Source organism: Actinomadura rupiterrae, from assembly GCF_024172125.1.
Classification (GTDB): domain Bacteria; phylum Actinomycetota; class Actinomycetes; order Streptosporangiales; family Streptosporangiaceae; genus Spirillospora; species Spirillospora rupiterrae.
In genome coordinates, this window is the sequence record NZ_JAMZEA010000004.1 from 572005 (window position 1) to 596007 (window position 24003).

General features: G+C 71.0%; 30 protein-coding genes. 10 read left to right on the forward strand and 20 right to left on the reverse strand.

Annotation, left to right across the window (positions count from 1 at the left end):
* Positions 1-6 precede the first annotated feature (6 nt).
* From FHU30_RS15555 to FHU30_RS15580, 6 genes are all read left to right on the forward strand, one after another.
* On the forward strand, positions 7-987 hold the full coding sequence (locus tag FHU30_RS15555) for a helix-turn-helix transcriptional regulator (RefSeq protein WP_253876384.1): 981 nt from the start codon (positions 7-9) through the stop codon (positions 985-987).
* Positions 988-1123: 136 nt separating this feature from the next.
* Positions 1124-1540, forward strand: a complete 417-nt coding sequence (locus tag FHU30_RS15560) for an SRPBCC family protein (protein WP_253876385.1) — start codon at positions 1124-1126, stop codon at positions 1538-1540.
* 42 nt (positions 1541-1582) lie between these two features.
* Complete coding sequence (locus FHU30_RS15565) at positions 1583-2557, forward strand: sigma-70 family RNA polymerase sigma factor (protein WP_253876386.1); 975 nt, start codon at positions 1583-1585, stop codon at positions 2555-2557.
* Positions 2554-3774: a CU044_5270 family protein gene (locus FHU30_RS15570; protein ID WP_253876387.1), complete on the forward strand. Its 1221-nt coding sequence runs from the start codon at positions 2554-2556 to the stop codon at positions 3772-3774. The genes FHU30_RS15565 and FHU30_RS15570 overlap by 4 nt, the downstream gene beginning before the upstream one ends.
* Positions 3775-3913: 139 nt before the next feature.
* Positions 3914-4711, forward strand: a complete 798-nt coding sequence (locus FHU30_RS15575) for a thymidylate synthase (RefSeq protein WP_253876388.1) — start codon at positions 3914-3916, stop codon at positions 4709-4711.
* Entirely contained in the window at positions 4708-5169 is a 462-nt protein-coding gene (locus tag FHU30_RS15580; RefSeq protein WP_253876390.1) for a dihydrofolate reductase, read from the forward strand. The genes FHU30_RS15575 and FHU30_RS15580 overlap by 4 nt, the downstream gene beginning before the upstream one ends.
* Positions 5170-5349: 180 nt before the next feature.
* Here the strand turns inward: FHU30_RS15580 and FHU30_RS15585 are convergent, their stop codons facing one another.
* Positions 5350-5853 carry a hypothetical protein gene (locus FHU30_RS15585; RefSeq protein ID WP_253876391.1) on the reverse strand — a complete coding sequence of 168 codons (504 nt, stop codon included), beginning with the start codon at positions 5851-5853 and terminating at the stop codon, positions 5350-5352.
* 417 nt (positions 5854-6270) lie between these two features.
* On the opposite strand from FHU30_RS15585, the gene FHU30_RS15590 reads away from it, so the two are divergent.
* A complete protein-coding gene (locus FHU30_RS15590; protein ID WP_253876392.1) occupies positions 6271-6501 on the forward strand; it encodes a hypothetical protein in 231 nt (76 codons plus the stop codon).
* 50 nt (positions 6502-6551) lie between these two features.
* Here FHU30_RS15590 and FHU30_RS15595 read toward each other — a convergent pair whose 3' ends face one another.
* Both FHU30_RS15595 and FHU30_RS15600 read right to left on the reverse strand, forming a co-directional pair.
* Positions 6552-6794 carry a DUF397 domain-containing protein gene (locus FHU30_RS15595; protein WP_253876393.1) on the reverse strand — a complete coding sequence of 81 codons (243 nt, stop codon included), beginning with the start codon at positions 6792-6794 and terminating at the stop codon, positions 6552-6554.
* The gene (locus tag FHU30_RS15600; protein ID WP_253876394.1) at positions 6791-7612 is read right to left on the reverse strand and encodes a helix-turn-helix domain-containing protein; all 822 of its coding nucleotides are present in this window, start codon (positions 7610-7612) and stop codon (positions 6791-6793) included. The genes FHU30_RS15595 and FHU30_RS15600 overlap by 4 nt, the downstream gene beginning before the upstream one ends.
* A 126-nt stretch (positions 7613-7738) precedes the next feature.
* Here FHU30_RS15600 and FHU30_RS15605 point away from each other — a divergent pair, with 126 nt between their 5' ends.
* The gene (locus FHU30_RS15605) at positions 7739-8092 is read left to right on the forward strand and encodes a hypothetical protein (RefSeq protein ID WP_253876395.1); all 354 of its coding nucleotides are present in this window, start codon (positions 7739-7741) and stop codon (positions 8090-8092) included.
* Positions 8083-8430 (forward strand): hypothetical protein, encoded by a 348-nt coding sequence (locus tag FHU30_RS15610; protein ID WP_253876396.1) that lies wholly within the window; start codon positions 8083-8085, stop codon positions 8428-8430. The genes FHU30_RS15605 and FHU30_RS15610 overlap by 10 nt, the downstream gene beginning before the upstream one ends.
* 3 nt (positions 8431-8433) lie before the next feature.
* Here FHU30_RS15610 and FHU30_RS15615 read toward each other — a convergent pair whose 3' ends face one another.
* The 17 genes from FHU30_RS15615 to phoA form a co-directional block, all read right to left on the reverse strand.
* Positions 8434-8961 carry a P-loop nucleotide/nucleoside kinase family protein gene (locus FHU30_RS15615; RefSeq protein ID WP_253876397.1) on the reverse strand — a complete coding sequence of 176 codons (528 nt, stop codon included), beginning with the start codon at positions 8959-8961 and terminating at the stop codon, positions 8434-8436.
* A 16-nt stretch (positions 8962-8977) separates the two neighbouring features.
* Positions 8978-10102, reverse strand: a complete 1125-nt coding sequence (locus tag FHU30_RS15620) for a hypothetical protein (protein ID WP_253876398.1) — start codon at positions 10100-10102, stop codon at positions 8978-8980.
* 34 nt (positions 10103-10136) lie between these two features.
* A complete protein-coding gene (locus FHU30_RS15625) occupies positions 10137-11720 on the reverse strand; it encodes an ATP-binding protein (RefSeq protein ID WP_253876399.1) in 1584 nt (527 codons plus the stop codon).
* 45 nt (positions 11721-11765) lie between these two features.
* Positions 11766-12296 carry a GNAT family N-acetyltransferase gene (locus FHU30_RS15630; protein WP_253876401.1) on the reverse strand — a complete coding sequence of 177 codons (531 nt, stop codon included), beginning with the start codon at positions 12294-12296 and terminating at the stop codon, positions 11766-11768.
* Between the two features lie 41 nt (positions 12297-12337).
* Entirely contained in the window at positions 12338-12739 is a 402-nt protein-coding gene (gene lepB, locus FHU30_RS15635; protein ID WP_253876403.1) for a signal peptidase I, read from the reverse strand.
* Positions 12736-14556, reverse strand: a complete 1821-nt coding sequence (locus tag FHU30_RS15640; protein WP_253876405.1) for an ABC transporter ATP-binding protein — start codon at positions 14554-14556, stop codon at positions 12736-12738. The genes lepB and FHU30_RS15640 overlap by 4 nt, the downstream gene beginning before the upstream one ends.
* A 2-nt stretch (positions 14557-14558) precedes the next feature.
* Complete coding sequence (locus tag FHU30_RS15645; protein WP_253876406.1) at positions 14559-15101, reverse strand: peroxiredoxin family protein; 543 nt, start codon at positions 15099-15101, stop codon at positions 14559-14561.
* Between the two features lie 304 nt (positions 15102-15405).
* The gene (locus FHU30_RS15650) at positions 15406-15570 is read right to left on the reverse strand and encodes a hypothetical protein (protein WP_253876407.1); all 165 of its coding nucleotides are present in this window, start codon (positions 15568-15570) and stop codon (positions 15406-15408) included.
* A 300-nt stretch (positions 15571-15870) separates the two neighbouring features.
* Positions 15871-16629, reverse strand: a complete 759-nt coding sequence (locus FHU30_RS15655; RefSeq protein WP_253876409.1) for a GNAT family N-acetyltransferase — start codon at positions 16627-16629, stop codon at positions 15871-15873.
* A 144-nt stretch (positions 16630-16773) separates the two neighbouring features.
* Complete coding sequence (locus FHU30_RS15660) at positions 16774-17457, reverse strand: NUDIX hydrolase (protein ID WP_253876411.1); 684 nt, start codon at positions 17455-17457, stop codon at positions 16774-16776.
* Between the two features lie 19 nt (positions 17458-17476).
* Positions 17477-17941: a hypothetical protein gene (locus FHU30_RS15665; RefSeq protein ID WP_253876425.1), complete on the reverse strand. Its 465-nt coding sequence runs from the start codon at positions 17939-17941 to the stop codon at positions 17477-17479.
* Between the two features lie 74 nt (positions 17942-18015).
* Positions 18016-19371, reverse strand: coding sequence for an SPFH domain-containing protein (locus tag FHU30_RS15670; RefSeq protein ID WP_253876427.1), 1356 nt, complete (start codon positions 19369-19371; stop codon positions 18016-18018).
* A gap of 157 nt (positions 19372-19528) precedes the next feature.
* Positions 19529-19729: an NfeD C-terminal domain-containing protein gene (locus tag FHU30_RS15675; RefSeq protein WP_253876429.1), complete on the reverse strand. Its 201-nt coding sequence runs from the start codon at positions 19727-19729 to the stop codon at positions 19529-19531.
* Positions 19730-19856: 127 nt separating this feature from the next.
* Complete coding sequence (locus FHU30_RS15680) at positions 19857-20582, reverse strand: hypothetical protein (protein ID WP_253876431.1); 726 nt, start codon at positions 20580-20582, stop codon at positions 19857-19859.
* A gap of 79 nt (positions 20583-20661) precedes the next feature.
* Positions 20662-20880: a hypothetical protein gene (locus FHU30_RS15685; RefSeq protein ID WP_253876433.1), complete on the reverse strand. Its 219-nt coding sequence runs from the start codon at positions 20878-20880 to the stop codon at positions 20662-20664.
* 49 nt (positions 20881-20929) lie between these two features.
* Positions 20930-21601: a lysophospholipid acyltransferase family protein gene (locus FHU30_RS15690; protein ID WP_372503905.1), complete on the reverse strand. Its 672-nt coding sequence runs from the start codon at positions 21599-21601 to the stop codon at positions 20930-20932.
* Between the two features lie 377 nt (positions 21602-21978).
* Complete coding sequence (gene phoA / locus FHU30_RS15695) at positions 21979-23346, reverse strand: alkaline phosphatase (protein WP_253876436.1); 1368 nt, start codon at positions 23344-23346, stop codon at positions 21979-21981.
* Positions 23347-23651: 305 nt separating this feature from the next.
* On the opposite strand from phoA, the gene FHU30_RS15700 reads away from it, so the two are divergent.
* On the forward strand, positions 23652-23993 hold the full coding sequence (locus FHU30_RS15700) for an STAS domain-containing protein (RefSeq protein ID WP_253876437.1): 342 nt from the start codon (positions 23652-23654) through the stop codon (positions 23991-23993).
* Positions 23994-24003 lie beyond the last annotated feature (10 nt).

Here is a 24003-nt window from a genome sequence, read left to right on the forward strand (position 1 = left end):
CGGGGCATGCGTGCGGGGCGGTTGGTGTCGATCCTGCTGATGCTCCAGACGCGGGGGCGGGTGACGGCTCGGGAGCTTGCCGAGGCGCTGGAGGTTTCGGTCCGGACGATTTACCGGGACGTCGAGGCGCTCGGCGCGGCGGGTGTACCGCTGTACGGGGAACCGGGGCATGACGGCGGATACCGGCTGCTCGACGGGTTCCGGACGCGGCTGAACGGGCTGACCGAAAACGAGGCCGAGTCGCTGTTCCTGACCGGGCTTCCGGGACCGGCGGCGGAGCTGGGGCTCGGGGCGATCGTCACGGCGGCGCAGCTCAAGCTGATGTCGGCCCTGCCGGACGAGTTGCGCGACCGCGCCGAGCGGGTGAGCGAGCGGTTCCACCTGGACGCGCCGGGCTGGTATCGCGACCCCGACAGCACGCCCTACCTGGCCAACGTTGCGGATGCCGTCTGGAACGACCGGCGCGTCCGGCTGCGTTACCTGCGGTGGGAGAGGCCGCGGGAGCTTACGCGCGAGGTCGATCCGCTGGGGCTGGTCCTCAAGGGCGGGCACTGGTACCTCGTTGGCAGGACGGGTGATCGCGTCCGCACCTACCGGGTCTCGCGCATCCTGGAGTTGGACGTTACGGACGACCGTTTCGAGCGTCCGGCGGGCTTCGATCTCGTCGCGCACTGGGACGCCAGCCTCGCGACCTTCGACGAGCGCCGCCTCCGGATGTCCGCGCACCTGCGACTGTCCCAGGATGTCCTGTCTCAGCTGCATGAATTCCTGGACGGCGCGGCCGTCCGCGCGGCCCAGGCGACGGCACGGACGGCGGCGGAGGAAGACGGCTGGGTCGAGGTCACCATCCCTGTCGAGTCGGTCGACCAGGCCGTTCTGGATCTGCTGCGGCTCGGCGCCGAAGCCGAGGTCATCGGGCCGCCCGAACTCCGTGCGCGGATGTCCGAAACCGTCGCCGCGCTGGCCGTCCGGTACTCCGTCCCGTAGGCGCCGCCAATCGCTTCGGCGCCCGGCGGCCTTGATGGTTCGTCGTCTCGGCCAGGGAACCTCCTGGAACGACCTGCTGGACAGGCGATCGGCACATAGATAATCTACGCGCAGATCAAATTGAGGAGGACGGACCATGTGGGAGTACGAGTATTCGGTCGAGACCACCGCGTCCCGCGAGGAGCTGTGGCGGCACTGGACCGACATGGAGAACTGGCCGCGCTGGAACGAGGGCATCGTGACGATCGAGGTGGACGACCCGTTCGCGGTCGGCACCACGTTCACGATGACCCCGCCCGAGGGCGACAAGGTCAAGCTGCGGATCACCGAGATCGTGCCCGGAGAGCTGTTCGTCGACGAGGCGGACGGCGGGGACTTCGTCGTGACGACCTACCACCGGCTGACCCCGCTTCCGGACGGCCGCACTCGCATCACCTACCGGACCGAAATCACCGGCCCGCTCGCCGACCAGGTCGGTCCGGCGATGGGTCCGGAGATCACCGGCGACTTCCCGGACGTCCTCGCCGCGCTGGTCGAGCTCGCCGAGTCCTGATCGAGTCGGGAACGCGCGCGGGTGAGCGGACATCAAGCGGGCATGAACCCGCAAACCCCCACGGACGACGAGCTGTGGCATCGCGCGCGTGACGGCGACGAGCAGGCCTTCGGGGCGCTCTTCGACCGGCACGCGCGCACGGTCTACAACTTCTGCTTCCGGCAGACCGCGAGCTGGTCGGAGGCGCAGGACGCCACGTCGGTCGTCTTCCTGGAGACCTGGCGGCAGCGCGGCCGCGTCCAGCCCAGATCCGGTTCGCTGCTGCCCTGGTTGTACGGGGTCGCGACGAACGTCCTGCACAACCAGCGGCGCAGCATGCGCCGGCATCGGAACGCGCTGTCCCGGATGCCCAAACCCGTCCCCCATCCGGACGACGCGGACGAGGTGGCCGCGCGACTGGACGCCGAGCAGCGGATGCGCCGGGTCCTTGAGGCCGTCCGGAAACTCCCCCGCCGCGACCGCGAGGTGCTCGTCCTGAGCGTCTGGGAGGAACTCGACCACAGCCAGATCGCCGAGGCCCTCGGCATCGCGCCCGGAACCGTCCGCTCCCGCCTGAGCCGAGCCCGCGCCCGCCTCCGCGACCTGACCCCGGACACGCTTCCCGCCGCCCAGCCGAATTCCGGACGAGCCGCCGAGCCTGAGCCCAAGCCCGAGCCGGAGCCGGCGCACCCCCGGGCTTCCGGGACAGCGCTCGGAGGCCATCCGCAATCAGCGCCCACGCGTCGCGCCGAAGCAGCATCGTCCGGACGCGATGCCGGAAAGCCGTCCGGGCGCACCCCCAAGGCAACGTCCCCTGGCCGCCCTGGCAGCGCACCGCAACGAGATGCCGGCGCTGCTTTGCCGACCGGCGCACCGCGCACGCCGGAGGTCGCGTCGAACGCGACGCTCGGCACGCCGAGGACCCGACCTCCCGCGCCCGGCGAGCAGGCCGGCATGTCGGCCCGGCACGTTTCCCAAGGTCCGCCGGCGGCCGTCCGCCGTCATGTGAACGCCTACATCCAGGAGGAGAGCCGATGAACGACCTGATGCCTCCGGCGCGGCGGGATCTCATCGACCAGGACGCCGTCCGCACGCAACTGCTGCGCGAGACCCGGCAGACGCAGAGGCGCACCGCGTCGCAGCGGTGGATTTTCGGCGGGGCCGCCGCCACGGCCGCAGCGGGTGTCGCAGTCGCGGCGGTCGCCGTGGTCGCGCCGTCCGGGGAGAAGAGCCCGACGCTCGCGCCGGTCGCCGCGACCGAGGTTCTCGACCGCGCGTCCAAGGCCGCCGCGGACGGGCCGGACCTGAACCCGCGCGGCAACCAGTACCTCTACGTCGAGTCCCGCTCGCTCCACCTGGACATCGGCGCGAAGCAACCAGAGCGGACGAACCGCACCGACTGGGCGTCCATCGACGGCAAGCACGCGAGCGTCGCCAATGTGACGGGCGGCAAGGACCCCCTCGGCGAGGTCTGGCTGTGCAACGGCTCGGCCGATTACGAGCGGCGCGCCGCCGAGGCCAAGGCCGCCGGGCACCAGCCGAAGGTGGATCTCGCTGACCCGCCCAAGGGCTGCCACAACCCGCCCGCGATCCTCACCGGCCTCCCGTCCGACGTGAAGGGGATGCGCGCCTGGCTGTACCGCAACTCGCGCGGCCAGAACCCGTCCGACGTCCAGGCCTTCTTGACGCTGGCCGACACGCTCCGGGCCCGGTACGTCCGGCCGAGCGCGCTGACCGTCCTGTTCAAGGCCGCCGCGACGATCCCCGGCGTGACCGTTTCGCGCGGCGTCGCCGACCTGGCCGGACGCAAGGGCATCGCGGTCGGGCATACCTGGAACGGACGCCGCGTCGAGGTCGTCTTCGACGCGAAGACCTACCGCTACCTCGGCGAACGCCGCCTCGTCGACCACGGCGACCGGCTCCCGCCGACCCCGGGAAGCCTCAACACGACGCCCGGACACCCGAACACGACGCCCGGACGTCCGCACACGCCCCCCGGACGCCCGCAAACCCCCGGCCAGACGACCCCTCCGTCCAAGCCTGAGAGTCACACGACACCGCCTTCGCGCCAGACCACGCCGCCGTCACGTCCGGGGCAGACGACCCCGCCCTCGCGCCCAGGCGGGCCGGCGCAGACGCCGAACGCGAACGTGACGCCGTCCGTGGGTCCGGGCGTTCCGGACGGGACGGTCCTCGACATGTTCGTCCAGCTCAAGATCGCGATCACCGACGCGCCCGGGCAGCAGCCGAGCTAAGGCGGCGATCACCCACCCGCATCCCGTCCGGACAAGGACAAGGACAAGGACAAGCCCTCCGGACGGGATGCGGCTCACATTCGGGGGCTCGCGATCCCCATCCGGCCAGGATGTCCCCGTCCACTCCTAGACTTGTCGCATGGCCGATACGCAGTACGAAGACCTGCTCCGCCTCGTCCTCGACACCGGCGCCCGCAAGGAGGACCGCACCGGAACCGGGACGCGGTCGATCTTCGGGCACCAGCTGCGCTACCGGCTGTCCGAGGGGTTCCCGCTGATCACGACGAAGAAGGTCCACTTCCGCTCGATCGCGTACGAGCTGCTGTGGTTCCTGCGCGGCGACGCGAACGTCCGGTGGCTGCAGGAGAACGGCGTCACGATCTGGGACGAGTGGGCCGCCCCGGACGGTGATCTCGGCCCGGTCTACGGCGTCCAGTGGCGGTCGTGGCCCACCCCCGACGGCGGGCACATCGACCAGATCAGCGACGTTCTGCGGACGCTGCGCGAGAATCCCGACTCGCGACGGATCATCGTGTCCGCGTGGAACGTCGCGGACATCCCGCAGATGGCGCTGCCGCCCTGCCACGCGTTCTTCCAGTTCTACGTCGCGGACGGCGAGCTGTCCTGCCAGCTGTACCAGCGCAGCGCGGACCTGTTCCTCGGCGTCCCGTTCAACATCGCCAGCTACGCCCTGCTGACCCACATGATCGCCGAGCAGGTGGGCCTGCGCGCCGGCGACTTCGTCTGGACGGGCGGCGACTGCCACATCTACGACAACCACGTGGAGCAGGTGCGCACGCAGCTCGAACGCGACGCGCGCCCGTTCCCGACGCTGAGCCTCAAGCCCGCCGACACCCTGTTCGACTACACCTACGAGCACTTCACGGTGGACGGCTACGACCCGCACCCCGGCATCAAGGCCCCGGTGGCAGTGTGATCGGGCTGATCTGGGCGCAGGCGGCAGGCGGCGTGATCGGCCGCGACGGCGCGCTGCCGTGGCACCTGCCCGAGGACATGAAGCGTTTCCGCGATCTGACCACGGGCGCGACCGTCCTCATGGGCCGCCGCACCTGGGAGTCGCTGCCGCCGCGCTTCCGTCCGCTGCCGGGCCGGCGCAACCTCGTGCTGTCCCGCACCCCGCAGGACGGCGCCGAAACCTTCCCCGACCTGGAGCAAGCGCTGGACGCGGCGTCCGGGGACGACGTGTGGGTGATGGGCGGCGCCGCCGTGTACCAGGCGGCACTCCCGCTCGCCGACCGGATCGAGGTCACCGAGATCCGCGAGCCTTTCGAGGGCGACACGTATGCCCCCGAGATCGGACGCGCCCCCGACTCGATCGGCCCCTGGCAGGAGTCGTCGACCGGCCTGCACTACCGCTTCCTGACCTGGAACTGAACCCCGCCGAGCGCCGCCCGAACCGGCTCGCTCAGGGCTGGCCGCCGTCCGCCGCCGCGTTGTAGCCGTCGAGCGAGACGTACCACCCAACAGGCACCGAAGGACGAACCAGGGCTTTCATCCCGCCGGTCAGGTCGGAACGGGAGCGGCTGACCGGCTCGTCGTGCGGAACGGCGGCGGCTACTGGGTCTCGACGATGCGGGTGGCGAGCTGGCCGGAGAAGTGCACGTTCACGTTGTGCGGGGACGCCTGGGCCCACTCGTCGATGCCCTCCACGGAGCACCGGCTGTTGCCGGTCGGAGCGCTGCCGTTCGGGCACTTCCCACCGGCGACGATCAGGACGGTGTCGGTCGCGGTGAAGAAGGCGACGTTGCCGACGATGAACTTGCCCGGCGCGAGGTACTCCAGCTTGCCCCACTTCGAGCTGATCTGGTGGACGCCGCCGCTGCCCGGCTGCGACGGCGGGGTGTGGTGGCCGCCCGTACCGCCGGGGGCCTTGGTGCCCTCGGGGGCCTTGGTGCCGTCCGGGCCGCCCGGCGTCGAGCTGCCGGTCGGGGCGGGCGCGGTTCCGTTGGTGGACGCAGGCGGAGCCGCCGCGGTCTTGTTGTCGCTGCCGCCGCCGCAGGCCGTCAGGCTCATCGCCAGCGCCGCCGTCGCCAGCCCGGTGAGCATGATCTTCCGCATGGTCCCTCGCTCGTCCTCGGTGCGCGCACTCCGTGGTCGCGCTGTGCAAGGTGAGATGCGGGCACCCCCGATGGGGTTGGGACTGCGGGACGTGATCAATCCGACCCGCTCCGCACCGAACCAACCGGACGAACCGGACGTCAGGATCTACGAGGGCCACGAAGAAGTTCGCGCCTTCTGGATCTTTCTCGCGAGCCCGCGCTCCGCGCGCTCCCAAGGCCCCGCCCACGGCCGCGCAGCCCCTTGAGCAGCGCCGTCACGCCCGTCCCCCTCGATGGCCCGGCATCCTTCGTCCTGGTTCGCCAGGTGTGGACGCGAAGCCAGCTTCGTCACTCTCAGTAACAAACAGATGACTATAAGTGACTTTCGTGGGTATCGGGAGACTGACGGGAGTCATCTAGCTCTGAAGGAGACATCATGCGCATTCGCACCGGAATCGCCGCCGTGGCCCTGACTCTGGGCACCGCCACGGCCGGGACCGTCGCACTTGCGGGCGCCGCCAACGCCGACACCCCGGAGGGACGAGACGGGATCACGGCACATCTCTGCCTGATCGGCGGCGGCCACGTCGTGCACGCCCCATGGTCGTCCACGGGGCTCATCTGCCTCGGTGGTGCGTTCCACGGCCTGGAAGTCCTGGAGGACTGACCGCACTGAACCGGACGGCCTGACCAGGCCGTCACCCAAGAACGCGGAAGCTACGCCTTGATCTCGGCGAGCAACGCCGCGAACGCCGGACGGGTCACATGCAGATGCGGCCCGTCCGCATCCTTGGAGTCCCGCAACCCAACCTCCGGCTCCAGTGCGGCAACCTCAACGCACTCCCCACCTTCGTCGCTGGAGTAGCTGGACTTCCGCCAGAGCGCAGCCACTTCCACGCACTGGCCTCCCTCGCCAGACGAATAGCTCGACTTGCGCCACTCCAGGACGAGATTCTTCACAGATCCTCCATGAGCGTCCGGATCAATCTCTCGGATTCGGTAGCGGGGAGCGCCTCAGCACGCGTGAGATCCAACGCTACCCGCATGCGATGGAGGATCACAGATTCCTGGACGAGGTGCCCGAATCCGAACCCGGCTTCCGTCCACCCGACCGGGCTTCCCTCGACGAAGTTGAGCAGGGAATATCCGCTGGACACGAAGACGCCCGCGCCGTTCGGAACGACCTCGATGGAGATGTTGGGCTGACGTCCCATCTCGATGAGGTGTGCAAACTGCCGCCGCATGAGATCTCGGCTACCGATCAGCTCACGTAGCGCGGCTTCTTTGACCACCGCCACCAACACGGGCGGCTCCTGACATTCCAGGAGCTCCTGGCGCCGCATGCGAATGGTCACCGCTCTCTCGCGCTCCTCCGCATGCGGGGTTCGGCTCATGAGCGTCCTGGCGTAGTCCTCCGTCTGGAGGAGGCCAGGTATGTAGCCGTACTCGAAACAGTAGACGATCGCCGCCTGCTTCTCCTGTTCGACGTACAAGTCGAAGCGGGCCGGAAGCCTGAGTTCGCGGTTGATCTGGTGGTACTGGTCGCCGAAGAAGTCGACGTCGAAGAGGCGGTTGAGGCGCTTGCTGATGTCCTCGCCCGGGAAGCGGCTGAGGTTCTCGATCGCGGAGATGAGTTTGTCGGACACGCAGCAGGCGCGGCCGACCTCGGTCTGGCTGAGTCCGGCGCGGGCGCGGTTGAGCCGCATCTTGTCCGCGTAGAGCGCCAGCGCGCTTTCCTGGGGGTCGAACGAGTGCAGTTTGGCGTGCTTGTCGGGCATGTCGTCGCTCCCGATCTCTACAGGGGCCCGCGTGGAGGTTCACCCTCTTCCGGACGGCATCGGCCGCCGGGAGAGTGGTGGGGAATTCACGGTTAGTTCCCAGTCCCTCAGCCCCGGAGGGTGCCGATGTGTGACGACACGACTCGCATCTGTGACCGTATACCGGAATCACCGGTCGAGAAAGCCCGCTTCACCAGGCGAACCAAACTTCTCGCGCTCGCCGGCGGCCTGGACGACATCGGGTTGCGGGCGCGGCTGGTCGAGAACGTCCTGAAACCGACCGTTCTGCGGTGCTGGAATCCGGACACGATGGGCTGGACGCTCAGCGTGACGTGCGAGATGTCCGGTCCGGACGCGAGGTGGCAGTTCTGGCTGCATCCGGGCGCGGTTCCGATCGGCGACGCCGAGCACGTCCGGGAGCCGGACGACGCGCTCGACGCGGCGCACGCCGTCGCCGCCGAGCTGGCCCGGTGGGGCTGATCGTGCGGCCTTCTGACCTGGACGCGTGGCGCGCCCGCCGCCTGCTGCTCCGCCTCGCGGACGATCTGCGAAGCCACGGCTGGACGACCGATCCGCGCATGTCCGAATTCCCGCCGATGCTGCGCGTCCGCGCGCCGGAACTCGCGTCCATCGGCGACACGGTCACGGCCGTCCGGCACCTGGACGGCTGGTGGTTCCGGACGTCCGGCGGACGCAATTTCGCGCATGCCACCGACACCGCATCCGCCGCGAGCGCGATCGACGCCTACCTGCGCCCCTGGCTGGACGCCGCGCTCGCCTATGACGCGCGGGTCGTCCCGATGAAGCGGCAGCGGTGACGGTCAGCGAAGACCGGCTCGGGCGAACGCTGCGATCTCGTCCAGCCCGGGCCGGTAGCCGTCGGACGTGTCGACATCCAAGGTCGGGACGTCCATCGCGACCGGCGTGAACCGACCTCCTGCCGTCAGCGTGTGGTCGGCGTGGGCGCGCCGGTGCCCGTCCGCCTCCAGGCGCCGCGCGATGCGCTCCAGCCGGACGGGTTCCGGCGCGTCACAGCGGATGATGCGGACGCGCGCGAATTCGAGCATCGGCGTGAGCCGCGGATTCCACACGCGGTCCTGGAACGCGGCCTCGGCGACGACCACGCTCCCCGCCTGCAACAACACCCGCAGCACGTCGAAGAACGCTTCGAGCGCCCGCATCGTCTGCGCGTCCCCCGGCTCCGGCCGGTACTCAGGATCGCCCAGCACCAACCCCTGCTTGATCTCGTCCCGAATTACGGCCGGGCACCCGAGAACCCCCGCCAGCTCATGCGCCAGCGTCGTCTTCCCAGCCCCGGCCGGCCCGCTCACCACCACCAGAGTCCCCACGCCCGCAGGCTATGCCTCAACCCACGTCCGCGAAGTACCCCGCGTACGCCCCAGAGCGCGGCCTCTCACCCGGCGTGACAGACAGCCCGAACCGCGCCTGCATGCGCCGAACCATGACTTCCTGGTAGATCGGATTGGCGATCTGCACGGGATGCGTCCTGGTGACCAGGGCGAGGTCCTGCACATATTCCAGGTGCTCGGCTCCGGGCGCGCGCCCGGAAAGGATCGGCACGATCACCTGCTGCACGCGCGGTTCGTCCAGCCGCCCCGCGAGCGAGTCCAGGTGCGTAGGCCGCCCCTCGATCAAGCGCCGAACGGCCTCGTCCACCAACACGTCCGTGATCGGCACGGACGCCGGGACGGACATGACCTCGATGATGTCCCGCGCCAGGGCGTTGGCCAGCCAAGGCTGCCCCTGAGTCACCTCGAACGCCCGCCGGACGGCCCGCTCCTCGAAAACCTGCCCGGTCGCCGCGGTGTGCTGCCCGTACAGCTCAGCGACCTCCTCGAAGGTGAACGCACCGAGCCGCAGTGCTGCCACGCTGACGTCGAGCAAGTCGGACTCGTCCGGGTCGCGGTAGTCCAGCACATGCCGCCGTCCGCACAGCACCAGCGAGTGCGGGAACGGAGTCGAGGCCGAGAGAATCCCCTCCCGAAGCTGGCGCAAAATCCCGTCCAGGGCAGGCCCGACCAGCGCATCGACCTCATCGATGAGCAGAACCAGCGGCAGCGGGCTCTTCGCCGCCCAAGCCGAAAGCGCCGTGAAGAGCATCCGGCCGGTCGGCGCCTCCGGCCACGGGTCAGGCGGCAAGCACGCCGCCGGGAAGCCGCTGTCCTCGGCCGAGTCCTTCATGGCGTGAAGGAGGATCTCCTGGATATGGCGTTCGTCGTCGGTACCGGCTGCGGTTTCGCATGAGAACCGCGCAGCGGCGTAGCTGCCCGTCCCGGTCAGGGCCTCGGCCAGGCTCCCCAGAATGGTCGTCGATCCAGACTGCCGCGGGGCATGGACGACGAAGTGCGCGCCCCCTTCGATCAGTTCCCTGGCATCCGGCAGGCGGGTCAACGGGTCGAGCATGTAGTCCCGGTGCGGACGGCACGGGCCGCCCGTGTTGAAGTACTTCGGTCTTCTCACGTCAGCCACGAGTGGCCTCTCTGAACGGCATTGCGCCCGCGGGTCAGGCGCGCAGGAGGGTGACCTTGCGTCCGGTGGGCGACTCGACCATCTCCGTGGTGGTGCGCTCCGCGACCGGAGGGGCGTTCTTGCGCCGGTCGAAGATGATCAGCGTGCCGGTGTCGAGACCGAGGCTGTCGAGGTAGCCGTCGAGCTGCTTGAGGCCGCTCGGGATCGGATCGCGTGAACCGTCGCTGTGCACCTTGAGCTCGTAGGCCTCCCACTGGATCGCGCGCCGACCGTGCCTGTCCGTGTACGCCTTGCGAACCGTGAGGTCGAGGCGCTTGCGGCCGAGCGCGTACTCGCGGTCGATCACGCCGCCGCCGTTGACCACTCGCTGGAGGAACGCCATGAACGCCAGGTGGCAGGCGGCCTCGTGGTAGGTGGTCTGGCTGTCCAGGATCTCGCCGTTCATCTTCCAGAAGGCGATGAACTCCTGGAGGAGTTTGTCGACGTCCAGCCGTCCGTCCGGGAGCAGGAAGGCGTGTGGCTGCGCATGGATGCTGTCCTGCACGCCCTGGGACAGGACGCGCACGATCACTTCCTGGTAGATCGGGTTGGAGACCCGCACCGGAAGCGTCCGAGTCAGCAGGCCGAGGTCCTGGGTGTAGAGGAGATCCTCGTGGTACTCATCGCCGAACGGCGGGTCTCCACCGGAGATCATCGGCCCGAGCAGGCGTTTGACGCGCGGCTCGTAGAGACGGGCCACCAGCGAGTCCAGATGTGTGGCGCGCTGACGGATGAGCCGTTCCACCGCCTGATCCATCAGGTCGTCCGTGATCGGCTCGGATGCCGGAACGCCCATGACCTCGATGATGTCCCTCGCCAGGGCATTGACCAGCCATGGCTGGCCCTGGCTCGCCTCGAAGGCCCGCTGGACGGCCCGCGGCTCGAAGACCTGGCCGGTCGCCTCGGTGTGCTGGTCGTACAGCTCGGCGGTCTCTGCGAACGTGAGATCTCCCAGCACCAGCGAGGTCGCACTGATGTTGAAAGGACTACCCGTGCCCAGGCGACTCGTGGTGCCGCTCGAACCCGCCTTGTACTCGCGGACGTCTCGCATCCCGCACAGGCCCACCGAATGGGGGAAGGGGGCGGGACGGTCGATGTAGCCGTCCCGCAGCTGGGTGAGCACGCTGATCAGGCTGTTTCCGGCGAGCGCGTCGATCTCGTCTATGAACAGGACCAGAGGGCGCGGGCAGGACGCCGCCCACTCCTGCAGACCGGTGTGGAGGATGAGCCCCGGGGGTGTCTCGGGCAGTTCGTCCGGCGGCAGGCAGTCGGGCGGGAGGTCCGAATACCGCGCTACCTTGCGCAGCGACCCCAGCAGGTTGAGTTGGGCGGCGACGTGGTCCTCTCCGTCCACCCTCGCGGCCTCGGCGGAGAAGCGAAGAGCGGCGTATTCGCCTGTGGCGTTCAGCTCGCGCGCCAATGCAGCCAGGACCGTGGTCTTGCCGGACTGGCGGGGGGCGTGGAGGACGAAGTACTTGCCCTGTTCTGCCAGTTTCCGGGCTTCAGGGAGGCGGGCAAGGGGGTCGAGCATGTAGTGCTGGTCGGGGAGGCACGGGCCGGTCGTGTTGAACGCCTTCACGCTTCGTACCGTATCGGTCACGCATTGGCGCTGTGCGGGGTTTGGTCAGCGGGCGCGCCATTCTGAGGCGAGGAGGCCGTACAGCTCGTCGTTGTGGAAGCGGCCGTTGGCCCAGAAGGAGTTGCGGAGCGTTCCCTCGTGGGTGAAGCCGACGCGCTTGGCGACGGCGCGCATGGCGAGGTTGTCGGAGAGGGTTTCGAGGGCGACGCGGTTGAGGCCGCGGGTTTCGAAGGCGTAGTGGCAGAGCGTCCGGACGATGTCGGTGGCGAGGCCGCGGCCGCGGGCGGCGGGGCGGAGCGACATGCCGATGTGGGCCGAGCGGGCGTGCGTGTCGATGCCCCACAGGACGGCCACGCCCGCGAGGTCGCCGGTGGCGAGGTCTACTGCGGAGAAGTCGACGAGGGTGTCGTCCTCGGTGTCGCGGACGGCGAAGGGTGACTTGTCGGGGCCGAGGGGGCGCCACGGGCGGATGTCGGAGCGCGAGCGCGTCTCGACGTCGTTGTAGAGCTCCTCGTGGAGCAGAGGCACGTCTTCGGGGAGCCGGACGCGCAGTCCGGCTCGTTCGCCGCGGATCATCCCGCCTTGCTACCCGGCGTACGGCGTATTGATCAAGAGCTTTACGGCAGGCGGACCAGGAGGACGCCCAGGATCTGAGCGCGGCGGACGTATCCGAAGTGGCGGGAGTCCCAGCTCGTGGGGCGGTTGTCGCCCAGGACGACGATCGCGCCGCGCGGGACGGTCGCGTCCGCTAGGGACTTCACGTCCGGGTCGGCCCAGTCCTTCGGGAGGTGGTCGCCGGGGACGGCCACGGCGCGTTTCAGCAGGAGTTGGTCGTGCGGGTCGGAGCGCACGAGGGCGATCTGGCCCTTCCGGACGCGGCGGGTCCGGCGGACCAGGACGCGGTCGCCCGAGCGGAGGGACGGTTCCATGGACGTGCCGTCCACCGTGATGAGGATCAGGGTCCGGCGGACGGCGACCGCGCAGGCCGCGAGGGCGGTCAGGGCGAGGAGGCGTTTCACGGGGACGCCTCCTGGTAGCCGCTGGCCTGGAGGCGGAACAGGCGGGCGTAGCCGCCGTCCGAGGCGAGGAGGGTTTCGTGCGTGCCCTGTTCGACGATCCGGCCGTCCTCAAGGACGACGACCCGGTCGGCGTCGCGGACGGCGCTGAGCCGGTGCGAGATGAGCAGGCTCGTGCTGCCGCGCCGGTGCTCGCGCATGAGGGCGTGGACCTCGTGCTCGGCTTCCGGGTCGAGGCCGGAGCTCGGCTCGTCCAGGATCATCAGGTCGCGGTTCTCGCGGACCAGGGCGCGCGCGAGGGCGAGCCGCTGCCACTGCCCGCCGGAGAGGACGACGCCGGAGGTCTCGTCCGAGTCGTCCAGGGCGAACATGCGGGTCAGGGGCGTGTCGTAGCCGTTGGGCAGGTTCGCGAGGCGGTCGTGCACGCCGGCGCGGCGGGCGGCGGTCTCGATCTGGCCGGCGGACGCGGCGAGGTCGCCGAGCGCGATGTTGTCGCGGGCGGACATCTCGTAGTTCATGTGGTCCTGGAAGACGGCGCTGATGCGGTCGCGGAGCCTGTCGGGCGGGATGTCGCGGAGGTCCTCGCCGTCCCAGAGGATCGCGCCGCGGGTCGGGTCGTACATCCGGCAGAGCAGCTTGACCAGGGTGGACTTGCCCGCGCCGTTCAGCCCGACGAGCGCGACGGCCTGGCCGTGCGGGATCGTCAGGTCGAGGCCGCTGAACACCCACGGCAGGTCGTCGCCGTACCGGAACCAGACGTCGCGGAACTCGATGCCGCGGCGCAGCGGCGGCGCGTCGCCGGTCTCGGCGCGCGGCAGGTCGGACGGCGCGCGGACGACGGCGACGTAGTGGGTGAAGGTGAGCAGGCGCGCCTGGCCGCCGGAGATCGCGTTCGTCAGGCTCGCCAGCGCGGACTGGACGCCGGCGACGGCGGCGAGGAACATCGCGACGTCGCCGACGCTGAGCGTGTGGTGCTTCGCGGCGTCCACGGCCCACCAGAGGCCGGCCCCGGCGACGGCCGCGCCGAGCGCGGTGAGGCCGCCCTGCGTGCGCAGCTCCCGCAGGTCCATGCCGCGGTCGGCGGCGTTCGCGGCACGCCGCTCGGACATCATCCGGCCGCGCAGGAACGCGCCGATGCCGAACAGCCGGATCTCGGTCGCGGGCGACGTCCCGGTGAGCAGCTGGCCGTAGAAGTACTCGCGCCGGTGGTGCCGCTCGATGCTCCACTCCATGGCCGACCGGCGGCGGGTCAGCAGGATCTCGGCGACGAGCGCGGGCAGCGCGGCGGCCAGCACCAGGCCGGTCATCGCCGGGCTGAGCACGAGCAGCGAGCCGAGGAACCCGGTCAGCGACAGGACGCCGCCGAGCGCGCCGCCCAGACCGTCCACGATCTCGGGGACGCGGCGGACGCCGTCCTGCGCGAGCCGCAGCCGGTCCTGGTAGGCGGGGTCCTCGAAGGAGCGCAGGCCGACCTGGCGCTCGGCGGCGGCGAACAGCCGGTCGGTGCCGGTGAGGCTCGCGGCGCGGCCGATCTGCGCGCGGGCGTAGCGGGTCGCGGCGGGGAGCGCGGCGGTCGCGAACCCGGCGGCGGCGAGGCCGAGCGCGAGCCCGCCGACCGCGCCGTGCCCGCCGGTGAGCCGGTCGATCACCAGCTTGGTCAGCCAGGCCGCCGCGATCGGCGCGCCGGACGCGGCGACCGTCATGGCCAGGAAGACCGGCATCTCGACGGGCGCGGCCCGGCAGATGAGCGCGATCGCCTCGGCGGCCGAGGCCCGCAGCGCCCGCGGCCCGAAGCGTCGGCTGGTGTCCGGCGTGGTCATGGTCAGCTTCCGGCCGCCGGGGCGGTGAGGGTGTGCAGGGGCAGCTCGTCCATGCGGGAGCCGGTGCCGACGAGGCGGCCGTCTTCGCCTAGCAGGTAGAGGGCGGGCGTCCACTTGTTCTGGAAGGCGTGCGCGATCGGGCCGCCGTCGCGGTCGGCGTGGACGACGCGGGCGACCGGCTCCAGCGCGGCGACCGTCTCGGGCTCGTCGCCGCCCATGACGGCGAGGACGTTGCCGCGGCCGAGGGTCCGGGCGCGCTCGATGAAGCTCGGCAGCAGGACGTGGCAGCCGTCGCAGTTCGCGGAGAAGAACGCGACGACGCCCGCGGCGGTCTCGCGCGTGACGGGGTCGCCGTCCGTGGTGACGGCGCTGAACTCGCCGACCGGGGAGCCGGGGCTGAGCGCGAACAGGTCGTCCGGGGCGGCGGACGTGCGGACCCCGGCGGCGGCGTCCGCCCGCATCCGGCGCAGAATGCCGACGGTCAGTAGAAGGTTCAACAGAGAAAGCGCGCCGAACAGCGTCACGGCGGCCACCAGGAAAGCCATTTCAACTCCCCGCAAAAAGGTCGACGATTTCGTCGACGGGAACCGGAGGGATCGCGCCGGTGATTCCGGCCGCCGCGGCCACCGCCATTCCGGGCGGCGGCGGGAGCGCACCGGACGCGAACGCGCCAGCGATAACTGTCATAAACAAGGGGCGCGGCGCGAGCGAGAGGGCGCCCGCCGGGCGGCGTAACGAACTCCTCCGGCGTACCGGGCGGGACGCGGCGCCGCGTCCCGCCCGGCCGGGATCACACCTCGCTCACGCGCGGCTCATGTACGGCTCGCACGCGGCTCACGCGCGGCGGCGTCAGCAGCCGCGGATGTAGGTCCAGTCGCAGCCGCTGTCCGGGCAGCAGTAGCGGAACCAGTAGCCGGGGTGGCCGGCCGCGTTGCAGAAGTAGGTACCGCTGCAGGCGGAGGCGGACGCCTTGGGCACGATGCGGTCCAGGACCCGGTCGACGAGACGGCTCATGACAACTCCCTCTTTTGCGAAGAACGCCGAGAATTTCACGGGGGAAATCCGCTGGGCGCCGACCGTGCGCGCGCAGGGTTTGCGGCCGGACGACCCTTTTCCCGGAAAACTCCCGGCTTTCGGGGCACGCCCAGTATCACCGCCCGCCCTCCCATTTCCGCAAGTCCCCCGAAGCGCGGTGATCTTCATTTGTGAGGTCATGCCGAACGGCCCCGCGGAGTTGATCAAGTTTGCTGGTTTGCGCAGGGCACGGCGATGTTCCGGGCCCCTTCGCGGGAACCGGAACGCGACGTTCGGTGATCATCCGCCCTGCGCGCCCGGGCGGCCGCGGTCGGGCGCGATCCCGAACAACGGCAGGCAGGGCTCCAGACCGTCCATGTCAACCCGGACGGGCGGGTTCCAGTCGTCCCGGCACAGCCTCATGCGTCGTCCCTCCGCCCGTCCGGACCGTCCGCCGGTCCGGACGCCGAGCCCCCCGCCGGTCCGGCCATCGGGCCCGCCGCCGGTCCGGACGCCCGGCCCGCCGCCGGGGCGCTCGGTAGTCCGGTCGGCGGCGCCGTCCGGGCGGTAGCCGAGCTTCCGCGACACGCGCCGCGACGCCTCGTTGTCGGCGTACGCGCCGGACACCGCGTCCACCGCGTCCAGCCCGGCGAACGCCAGGTGCAGGACGGCCGCGCGCATCTCGCTGCCGATCCCCTGCCCCTCGAACTCCCGGCCGAGCCACGACCAGGTGGTCACCTGCCGCCGGACCGCGAACCGCGCCGCGTCCAGGCCCTGCGTCCCGACCACCTCGCCGGACAACAGGACGACCAGCCCGAGGGACCAGTCGTCCGGCCGCCACCCGCCGAGCAGCCGCCAGTGGTGCAGGACGACCTGCCGGGCGGCCACGGCGGGCGGCACGTCCACCCCGGACGTCGCGAACGGCAGCGCGCCCCGGTCGAGGACGCCCGCGACGGCCAGCTCCGCCAGGGACGCCAGTTGCTCGTCGGTCGGCAGCCGCAACTCCAGCCGCGGCGTGCGGACCCGCAGGGACAGCAGGGGGAACAGGTCGGCCAGCATGCGCCCATCGTCACCGCGCCGCCCGCCGCGGTCAGCCCGTTCTCCCCCGCTCCGCCCCCAGGGACACCGGGTTCTGTCGGGACCGAAACGTCCGACACCTCATCCCACCTCGGACGAAGCAGGTCGCTCGCACGGGGATTGCGGTCAGTCAGAGCAGGGGCGTTGGCGGAGCATGGGCGGACGGAGCTGCTCGGCATCGCCCCGGGTGTACAGCTGCGCGGGACGGCCGCCGTCGCGCGTGGTCGTCCGGCCCGTGGGGATCAGGAAGCGGTCGGCGCCGGTGACCTTGCGGTGGAAGTTGCGCGGGTCGAGCGGGGTGCCCCAGACGATCTCGTAGACGCGGCGCAGCTCGGCGACGGTGAACTCGGGCGGCGCGAACGCGGCGGCGAGCGAGGTGTACTCCAGCTTCGCGCGGGCGCGCTCCACGCCGTCCAGCATGATGCGCCGGTGGTCGAACGCGGCGCGGTCGCGGTTGACCAGGTCGTCCACGGGCTTCCAGAGCACCTGGGCGCGGCTGGACGCGGGCAGGTCGGGCGCGAGGCCGAGGTAGGCGACGCTGACGACGCGCTGCCGGGGGTCGCGGTCCGGGTAGCCGTAGGTGGCGAGCTGCTCCAGGTGGATGCGGACGTCGGCGAGCCCGGCGCGCTCGGCCATCAGCCGGGACGCGGCGGCCGGCAGGTCCTCGTCGAGCTGGATGAACCCGCCGGGCAGGGACCAGGCGCCGTCGTAGGGGTCCCGGTCCCGCCGCCACACCAGCGCGCTCAACCGCTGCTCCCGGACGGTGAGGACGACGAGATCGACGGTGACGGCGAGCCGGGGCACGGACATGCCACGAACGTTATCCGGGTCACGCCCCGGGTGGGACCTTGTCCGTCCCGTCCGCGTCGGGCTCGGGTGGGACCTTGTCCGTCGCGTTCGCGTCGGCCTCACTCGCGGTCGCATCGGGCTCGGGTGGGAGGACGGCGAGGACGTCGTCCAGGAGGAGCCAGCCGTCCAGGTGGAGTTCGGTGGCGGTGTCCCAGCCGCGCCGGATCGCGACGTCCAGGAGCGCGCGGACGACGGCGGGCCGGTGCAGGTTCAGGTACGCGTCGTCCTCGCCGCGGATGACGCCGCCAATGTGCAGCAGGCCGTCCGCGACGAGGCGTCCCGGACCCGCCTGGAACGAGACCGTCAGGCCGGTGCCGCGGCTTCCGTCGCGGGCGATCCGGACGTACTCGCGGCATTGCTTGCCTCCGGGGCCGTGCGCGTGCCCGGACGTCCGGTAATAGGTATCCGGCCCGACCCGCAGGACTAGCGGCTTTCTGCGTCCCATACGACCTCCAAGGTCCGGATGTGGGCGAGGCCCAGGCGCGTGGCGCGCGTCCGGGCCTCGGGGAGGGGGTGCGGTCAGGCTTCGGTGGCCGGCTTGTCCGGGCCGGTCAGGGACGGGGCCGCGCCGTTGACCGGCGCGGGCGCCTGCCCGTTCGCGGACGGGACGCCCGCGGCGCCCGAGAGCAGGTTGCGGGCCAGGCCGAGCCCGGCGCCGCCGAGGGTGAGGGCCTTGGCGAGCATGTCCTCGATGCCGTCCGCGCCGTTCAGGACGACCATGTTGTCCACGTTGCCGAAGACGCCCGCGCCCGCCTCGACGATCTCCGGCCAGCGCTCGGCGAGCTGCTGGGCGATGACCGCCTCGGTGTTCTCCGACAGGGCCTGGGCGCGCGCCTTGATGGCGTCCGCCTCCGCGAGGCCCTTGTTGCGGATCGCCCCCGCCTGCGCCTCACCGAGGATGCGCGTGGCCTCCGCCTCGCGCTGCGCCTTCAGCTGCGTCTCGGTCGCGGCCGCCTGGGCGTGCGCGACGCGCTCCTCGCGCTCGGCCTCGGCGAGCTTGACCCGCTCGTACGCGCGCGCGTCGGCGGGCTTGCGGACCTGGCTCTCCAGCAGCTTCTCGGTGCGCTCGGCCTCCAGCTCGGCGTTGCGGGTCTCCTTCTCGATGACCTCCTGCTTCGCCTGCTGCTCGGCCTGCTTCACCTGGCCCTCGTACTCGGCCTTCTTGATCTCGGTGTCGCGGATCACGGCCGCGTTCTGCCGGGCGGCCTCCTGCTCGCGCTCGGTGGCCTCGCGGTCCCGCTCGGCCTCGGCGATGCGGGCGGCGGACGCGACGGCCGCGGCGTGCGGGCGGCCCAGGTTGGTGATGTAGCCGGTGGCGTCCTCGATCTCCTGGATCTGCAGCGAGTCCACGACGAAGCCGAGCTTGCTCATCTCGTCGGCGGCCGACAGCCGGGTCTCGCTGGTGAGGCGCTCGCGGTTGAGGATCAGGTCCTCGACGGTGAGGCCGCCGATGATCGAGCGCAGGTGGCCGGTGAACAGCTCGTGGATCGCGCCGTCCATCGACTTCTGCTGGTCCAGGAAGCGCCGGGACGCGTTGGCGATGGACACCAGGTCGTCCCCGACCTTGTAGATCACCACACCCTTGACCTGCACCGGGATGCCCTGCTGGGTGACGCAGTGCACCTCCAGGGTGGCGCTGCGGATGTCCAGCCGCAGCCGCCGCGCGACCTGGAACCCGGGCATCACCAGGGTGCCCTTGCCCGTGACGATCTTGAACCCGAGGCTGTCCAGCCCGGGGACCGCCTTGGACCGCGCGCCCAGGCCCGAGATGATCAGGGCCTCGTTGGGCTCGGCGACCCGCCAGATCATCTTGAACAGGACGATGAGCACGATGACGGCGACGACGACCGCTATCGCCACGATGAGCACTGGCATCCGCTCCTCCAACCGACCCGGCCGCGAGGGCCGGGGCAGCGACACCGCCGGGGAGCCTTTTCGTCCGGTTTCCGGCGTCGCTGACCACTAGACGGCGAGCGTCCCCGAACGGTTCCCGGGAAGCGGGCCGACCTCCCGAACGTCCGCATCCGGCCGGTCAGATGATGGCGCGGGCCACGTAGACGGTGCGGGGTGCGTGGTACTCGACGACGACCACGATCTCGCCGACGCCGATCTCCTCGTTCGGATCGACCGGATGGGCGTAGAAGGCCTCCGCGCCGCCGCGCACCGGGATCATGACCTCGCCGACGAGCCTCGGACCGATCCGTCCGGTGACCCGCCCCTCCTTGCCGATCAAGCGCCGCTCCCCGTCCACCCGCGTTCCGCCCGCCGCCGGCCGGCGACGGCACGCCTGCACGCTATCCGGCGGCCGGACACGCCGGATAGTGCCGGACGCGAAGGCGGATGACGACGGCGGCGGCTGGTCAGGGGAGGTAGTGCTCGGCGCGGTCGTAGGCCTGGCGGGCCAGCTGCTCGACCTCGTCGCGGGTGGCGTTCGGGCCGAACAGGCTGACCGTGGCGACGCAGTGGCGGCCGCGCAGGACGACGTACCAGGCCTTGGTGTTGGAGTTGCCGCTGACCGTGCTGACGCCGACCGTGCGCGAGCCCTTGCCGATGGCGCCGCCGGGGATCTCGGTGACGCGGTGCTCGGACCACTGCGTCCCGACGCGGGTGCGGAAGGCCATGCAGTCGGCCGGGACGCGCAGGGCGAGCTGGCGCTGCGCCGCCTCGTCCGGCATGCCCATGAGCGTCTCGGTGACGACCTGGCCGTCACCGCGGTTGAAGCTGGTCAGCGCGGCGGGCACGGTCTTGTCGACGGTGGCGTGCGCGCCCGCGGCGTTCGCGCAGCGCGGCTTGTCGAGGGTGACCTGCCGCTGGAGCTGGCTGAAGTTCTGTATGCCCTTGAGCGAGCCGTACTCCCCCGAATCCGGCTCGCCGACGCGCTGGTAGCCGGTGATGTCGGTGAGCAGGGCCTGCTTGAGCTGGTCGGACGTGTAGCCGGTCAGCGCGAGGGCGGCGCGCCCGTTCGCGCCCGTCCCCGCGGAGCCGCCTCCGCCGCCGCAGCCCGCCAGGCCGACCGCGGCGACGGCGGCCAGCGCCGTGGCGGCGAAGCGGCGCGGCGCGCGTCCGGACGGGTTGCGAGAGGACATGTCCGCGACCTTACGGGGCGTCCGGGCCGTAACCGCGCGGACGACACGCCATCGGACGAGACGGCCCGGACCCGCGCTTTCAGATCACCTCGCGGCGGGTAGATCCACTACCGACCGCGACCATTTCGTCACCATAAGGACAGGGGATGTCGAGGACGCTGCCGAGGATCCTGGTTCCGCCGCTCCTGCTGGCGGTCGTCCTCTTCGGGCCCGTCGCGTGCCGGAACACCCCGAAGGACGGCGCCGCCCCGGGCTCGTCCACGAGCTCGGCCCCGTCCCCGACCTCGGCTCCGTCCACCGGCTCGGCTCCCTCCCCGACCTCGGCTCCGTCGCCCTGAACCGGCGTCCTACTGCATCTCGGAGTGGTCGTTGTAGGCGCCGGCGTAGTCCTGGCCGGATAGCTTCTGGATGTGCTCGACGATCTCGTCCGTGATGAGGCGGCGCGCCTTGGCGGGCGGCAGGTCGCGGTAGTGCGAGAAGTCAAGGGGCTCGCCGATGCGGACGGTCGGCCGGGGCCCGAGGAAGCGCGGCATCGGCGCGCCGATCGGCTGGATCTTCTCGGTGCCGGCCAGGCCCACCGGCAGGACGCGCGCGCCGGACTCCAGCACCAGCCAGCCGATGCCGGTGCGTCCGCGGTAGAGGCGTCCGTCGCGGGAGCGGGTGCCCTCCGGGTAGATCGCGAACGCGCCGCTGTTCTCCAGGATCTCGACGGCCTGCTCCAGCGCGCCCATCGCCGAGCGCCGCGCCCCGCGCCGCACGGGGACGTGGCCGAGCGTGGTGAGGAACCACTTCACGAACCGGCCCTTGAGGCCCTTGCCCTCGAAGTAGTCGGCCTTGGCGATGTAGGTGACCGGGCGCGGGACGGCGAGCGGGATGACGAAGCTGTCGATGAAGGACAGGTGGTTGCTGGCGACGATGAGCGGCCCGTACTTCGGGACGTTCTCCGCACCCTCGATACGCGGCCGGAAGAGCAGACGCAGGATCGGCGCGACGATTCGCGTCATGAACGTGTAGAACACCCGGCCTCCAGAATTCGGCATCGCAACTGTAACGCCGGGGCCGTTCCCGGCACGCCGCGGTGCACTTCCCGGACGCCGGGCGGACGCCCCGACGGACGCCACAGCCGCAGGTCAGCGTACCGACGTTGCCCGAATTCCGGTAATTCATCCGAGGCCGTAGGCTACCTTTCAGTAGGTTTCTGGTGAGTAGGTTTCGGGTTCCGGCCGGGCCGCGGATAACGCGAATAGCGGCGATACCACAGGATGGACGGGCGTCCCATCCGACCCCCATTCAAGGCCCGCGCGAACGCGGACGGACCCGCCCGGTCCCGGGTGCGCGGGATCGGACGGGTCCGTGGGAACCGGCCCCGTAAGGCCGTCGGCACAGGCGGCGTCGCCTAGTGGCGGACGCCGAGGGCTCGGGTGAGGGTGCCGAACAGGTCGGTCTGGTTGGTCACGCCGACCACGTTCGCGGCCTGCGGGCCCTGGGCGGCGATGCGCACCTGGGTGCCGGTGTGCTCCTGCGACTCGCCGGCCGGGTTGGTGGCGTAGTTGATCTTCATCGGGGCGCCCTCGTCGGTGACCAGGGTCGCGGTCTGGCCGGGGGACTTGGCGTCCAGCGGGATGATCTGGCTGGTGTGGCCGTGGTCGGCGGTGGTCACCACGAGCGTGTCGGGGTGCTGCCGGGCGTAGTCCATGGCCAGCTTGACGGCCTTGTCGAACTCGACCGTCTCGCCGATCTGGCCGCACGGGTCGGCGGCGTGGTCGCGCTTGTCGATCGAGGCGCCCTCGATCTGCAGGAAGAAGCCCTTGCGCGAGCGGCGGGTCTGGTCGTCCAGCACGGACAGCGCCTTGGACGCCATCTGGGTCAGGTGCGGGCCGCTGAACTGGGCGTTCGGGGCGCAGCGGGACGGCTCGGTGCCGCCGGTCTTGGCGCCGGGGCCGGTCCACTCCTGCGGCATGTTGCCGTCGGAGAACAGGCCCAGCAGGCGGCCGTCGCGGCCGGGACGCGCGCCCTGCAGGCCGTTCACGTCCGTGACGACGTCGTAGCCGGACGCCTTGGCCTGGTCGATGACCGTCTTGCCCTGGAACTGGCCGGCCTTGACGGTCTGCGCGAAGCGGGCCTTGCCGCCGCCCAGGTACACGTCCGCGCCGGTCCCGATCTCCTGCTCGGCGATCGAGCCCGCGCCGCCGTTCTCCTTGGCGTTCGTCGGGCAGTTCTTCATGTCCGCCGGGCCCTGGCAGCCGCGGTCGGTCACGTGCGAGGCGAGGACGGCCGGGGTGGCGTCGGTCAGCTCGGCGGTCGTGACGTCGCCCGTCCGGTAGCCGGCGCGCTTGGCCAGCTCCAGCACGGTCTGCTGCGGCTTGCCGTCCGGCGTGACCGAGATGGCGCCGTTGTAGGTCTTGTGGCCGGTCGCCCAGCCGGAGCCGGACGCCGCCGAGTCGGTGACGTAGTCGGGCAGGCTCGGGTTCGCCTTCTGCAGCGCGTAGGTGGTGTACGCGCCGGTCAGGGGCAGCCGGTCCATGTTCAGGCGGCCGTTGGCGCCCTTGCTGTAGTTGCGGGCGATGGTGATCTCCGAGTCGCCCATGCCGTCGCCGATCAGCAGGATGACGTTGCGGGCCTTGCCGCCGTGGATCGCGTGCCGGACGTCGGACGTCCGGTCGCCGTTCCAGGCGTTCGCGGCGCCGGACGCCACGACGGTCGTCGCGGCGCCCGCGGCGAGCGTGATCGCGGCGATGCGCCGCAGTTTCCCAGCCGAAGACATCGGCTGACCTCCCCTTGGTTTCAAACAGTCGAAGCGGGGGTAATGCGATCAGCCGCAGGTGAGCGAAACGCCCGTTTCAGATGGACGGCACGTGAACGATCAAGGGACCGCAACACCGGTTACGGCCTCCGGACCGGCCACAACGCGGCCCGACCCATTCCCGCGATCCGCTTGGAAAGCCTCCGGCGGTGCGGGATTCTGGGATTCCCGATCGTGCTCGGCCGGAACCGGGCGTGGGGCGCGTTACACCGGCCGCGCGGACCGGGATGGCCGCTGCTCTCGTCAGGAGGGGTGGGGGGACGAGCATGGACTTCGACGTGAACCTGATGCGCCATGACCGCTGCACGCTGGTGCGCGTCCAGGGCGAGATCGACGTGGTGACCCGTCCCGCGTTGGAGAAGACGCTGACCGACGTCATCGACATAGGCCAGCCGCTGGTGGTGGACATGCGGCACGTCACGTTCTGCGACTCCAGCGGCCTGAACGCGGTCGTCGGCGCGAACCGCCGCGCGTCCGAGCGCGCGATCGGGTTCGCCCTGGTGGCGCTGCCACCGCGGGTCCGCCGCGTGTTCAGGATCACGGGTGTGGACCAGTACATCCCGATCTACGACACGCTCCGGGAGGCCACCGACGCCGTCAGCACCTGACCCGCCTGGC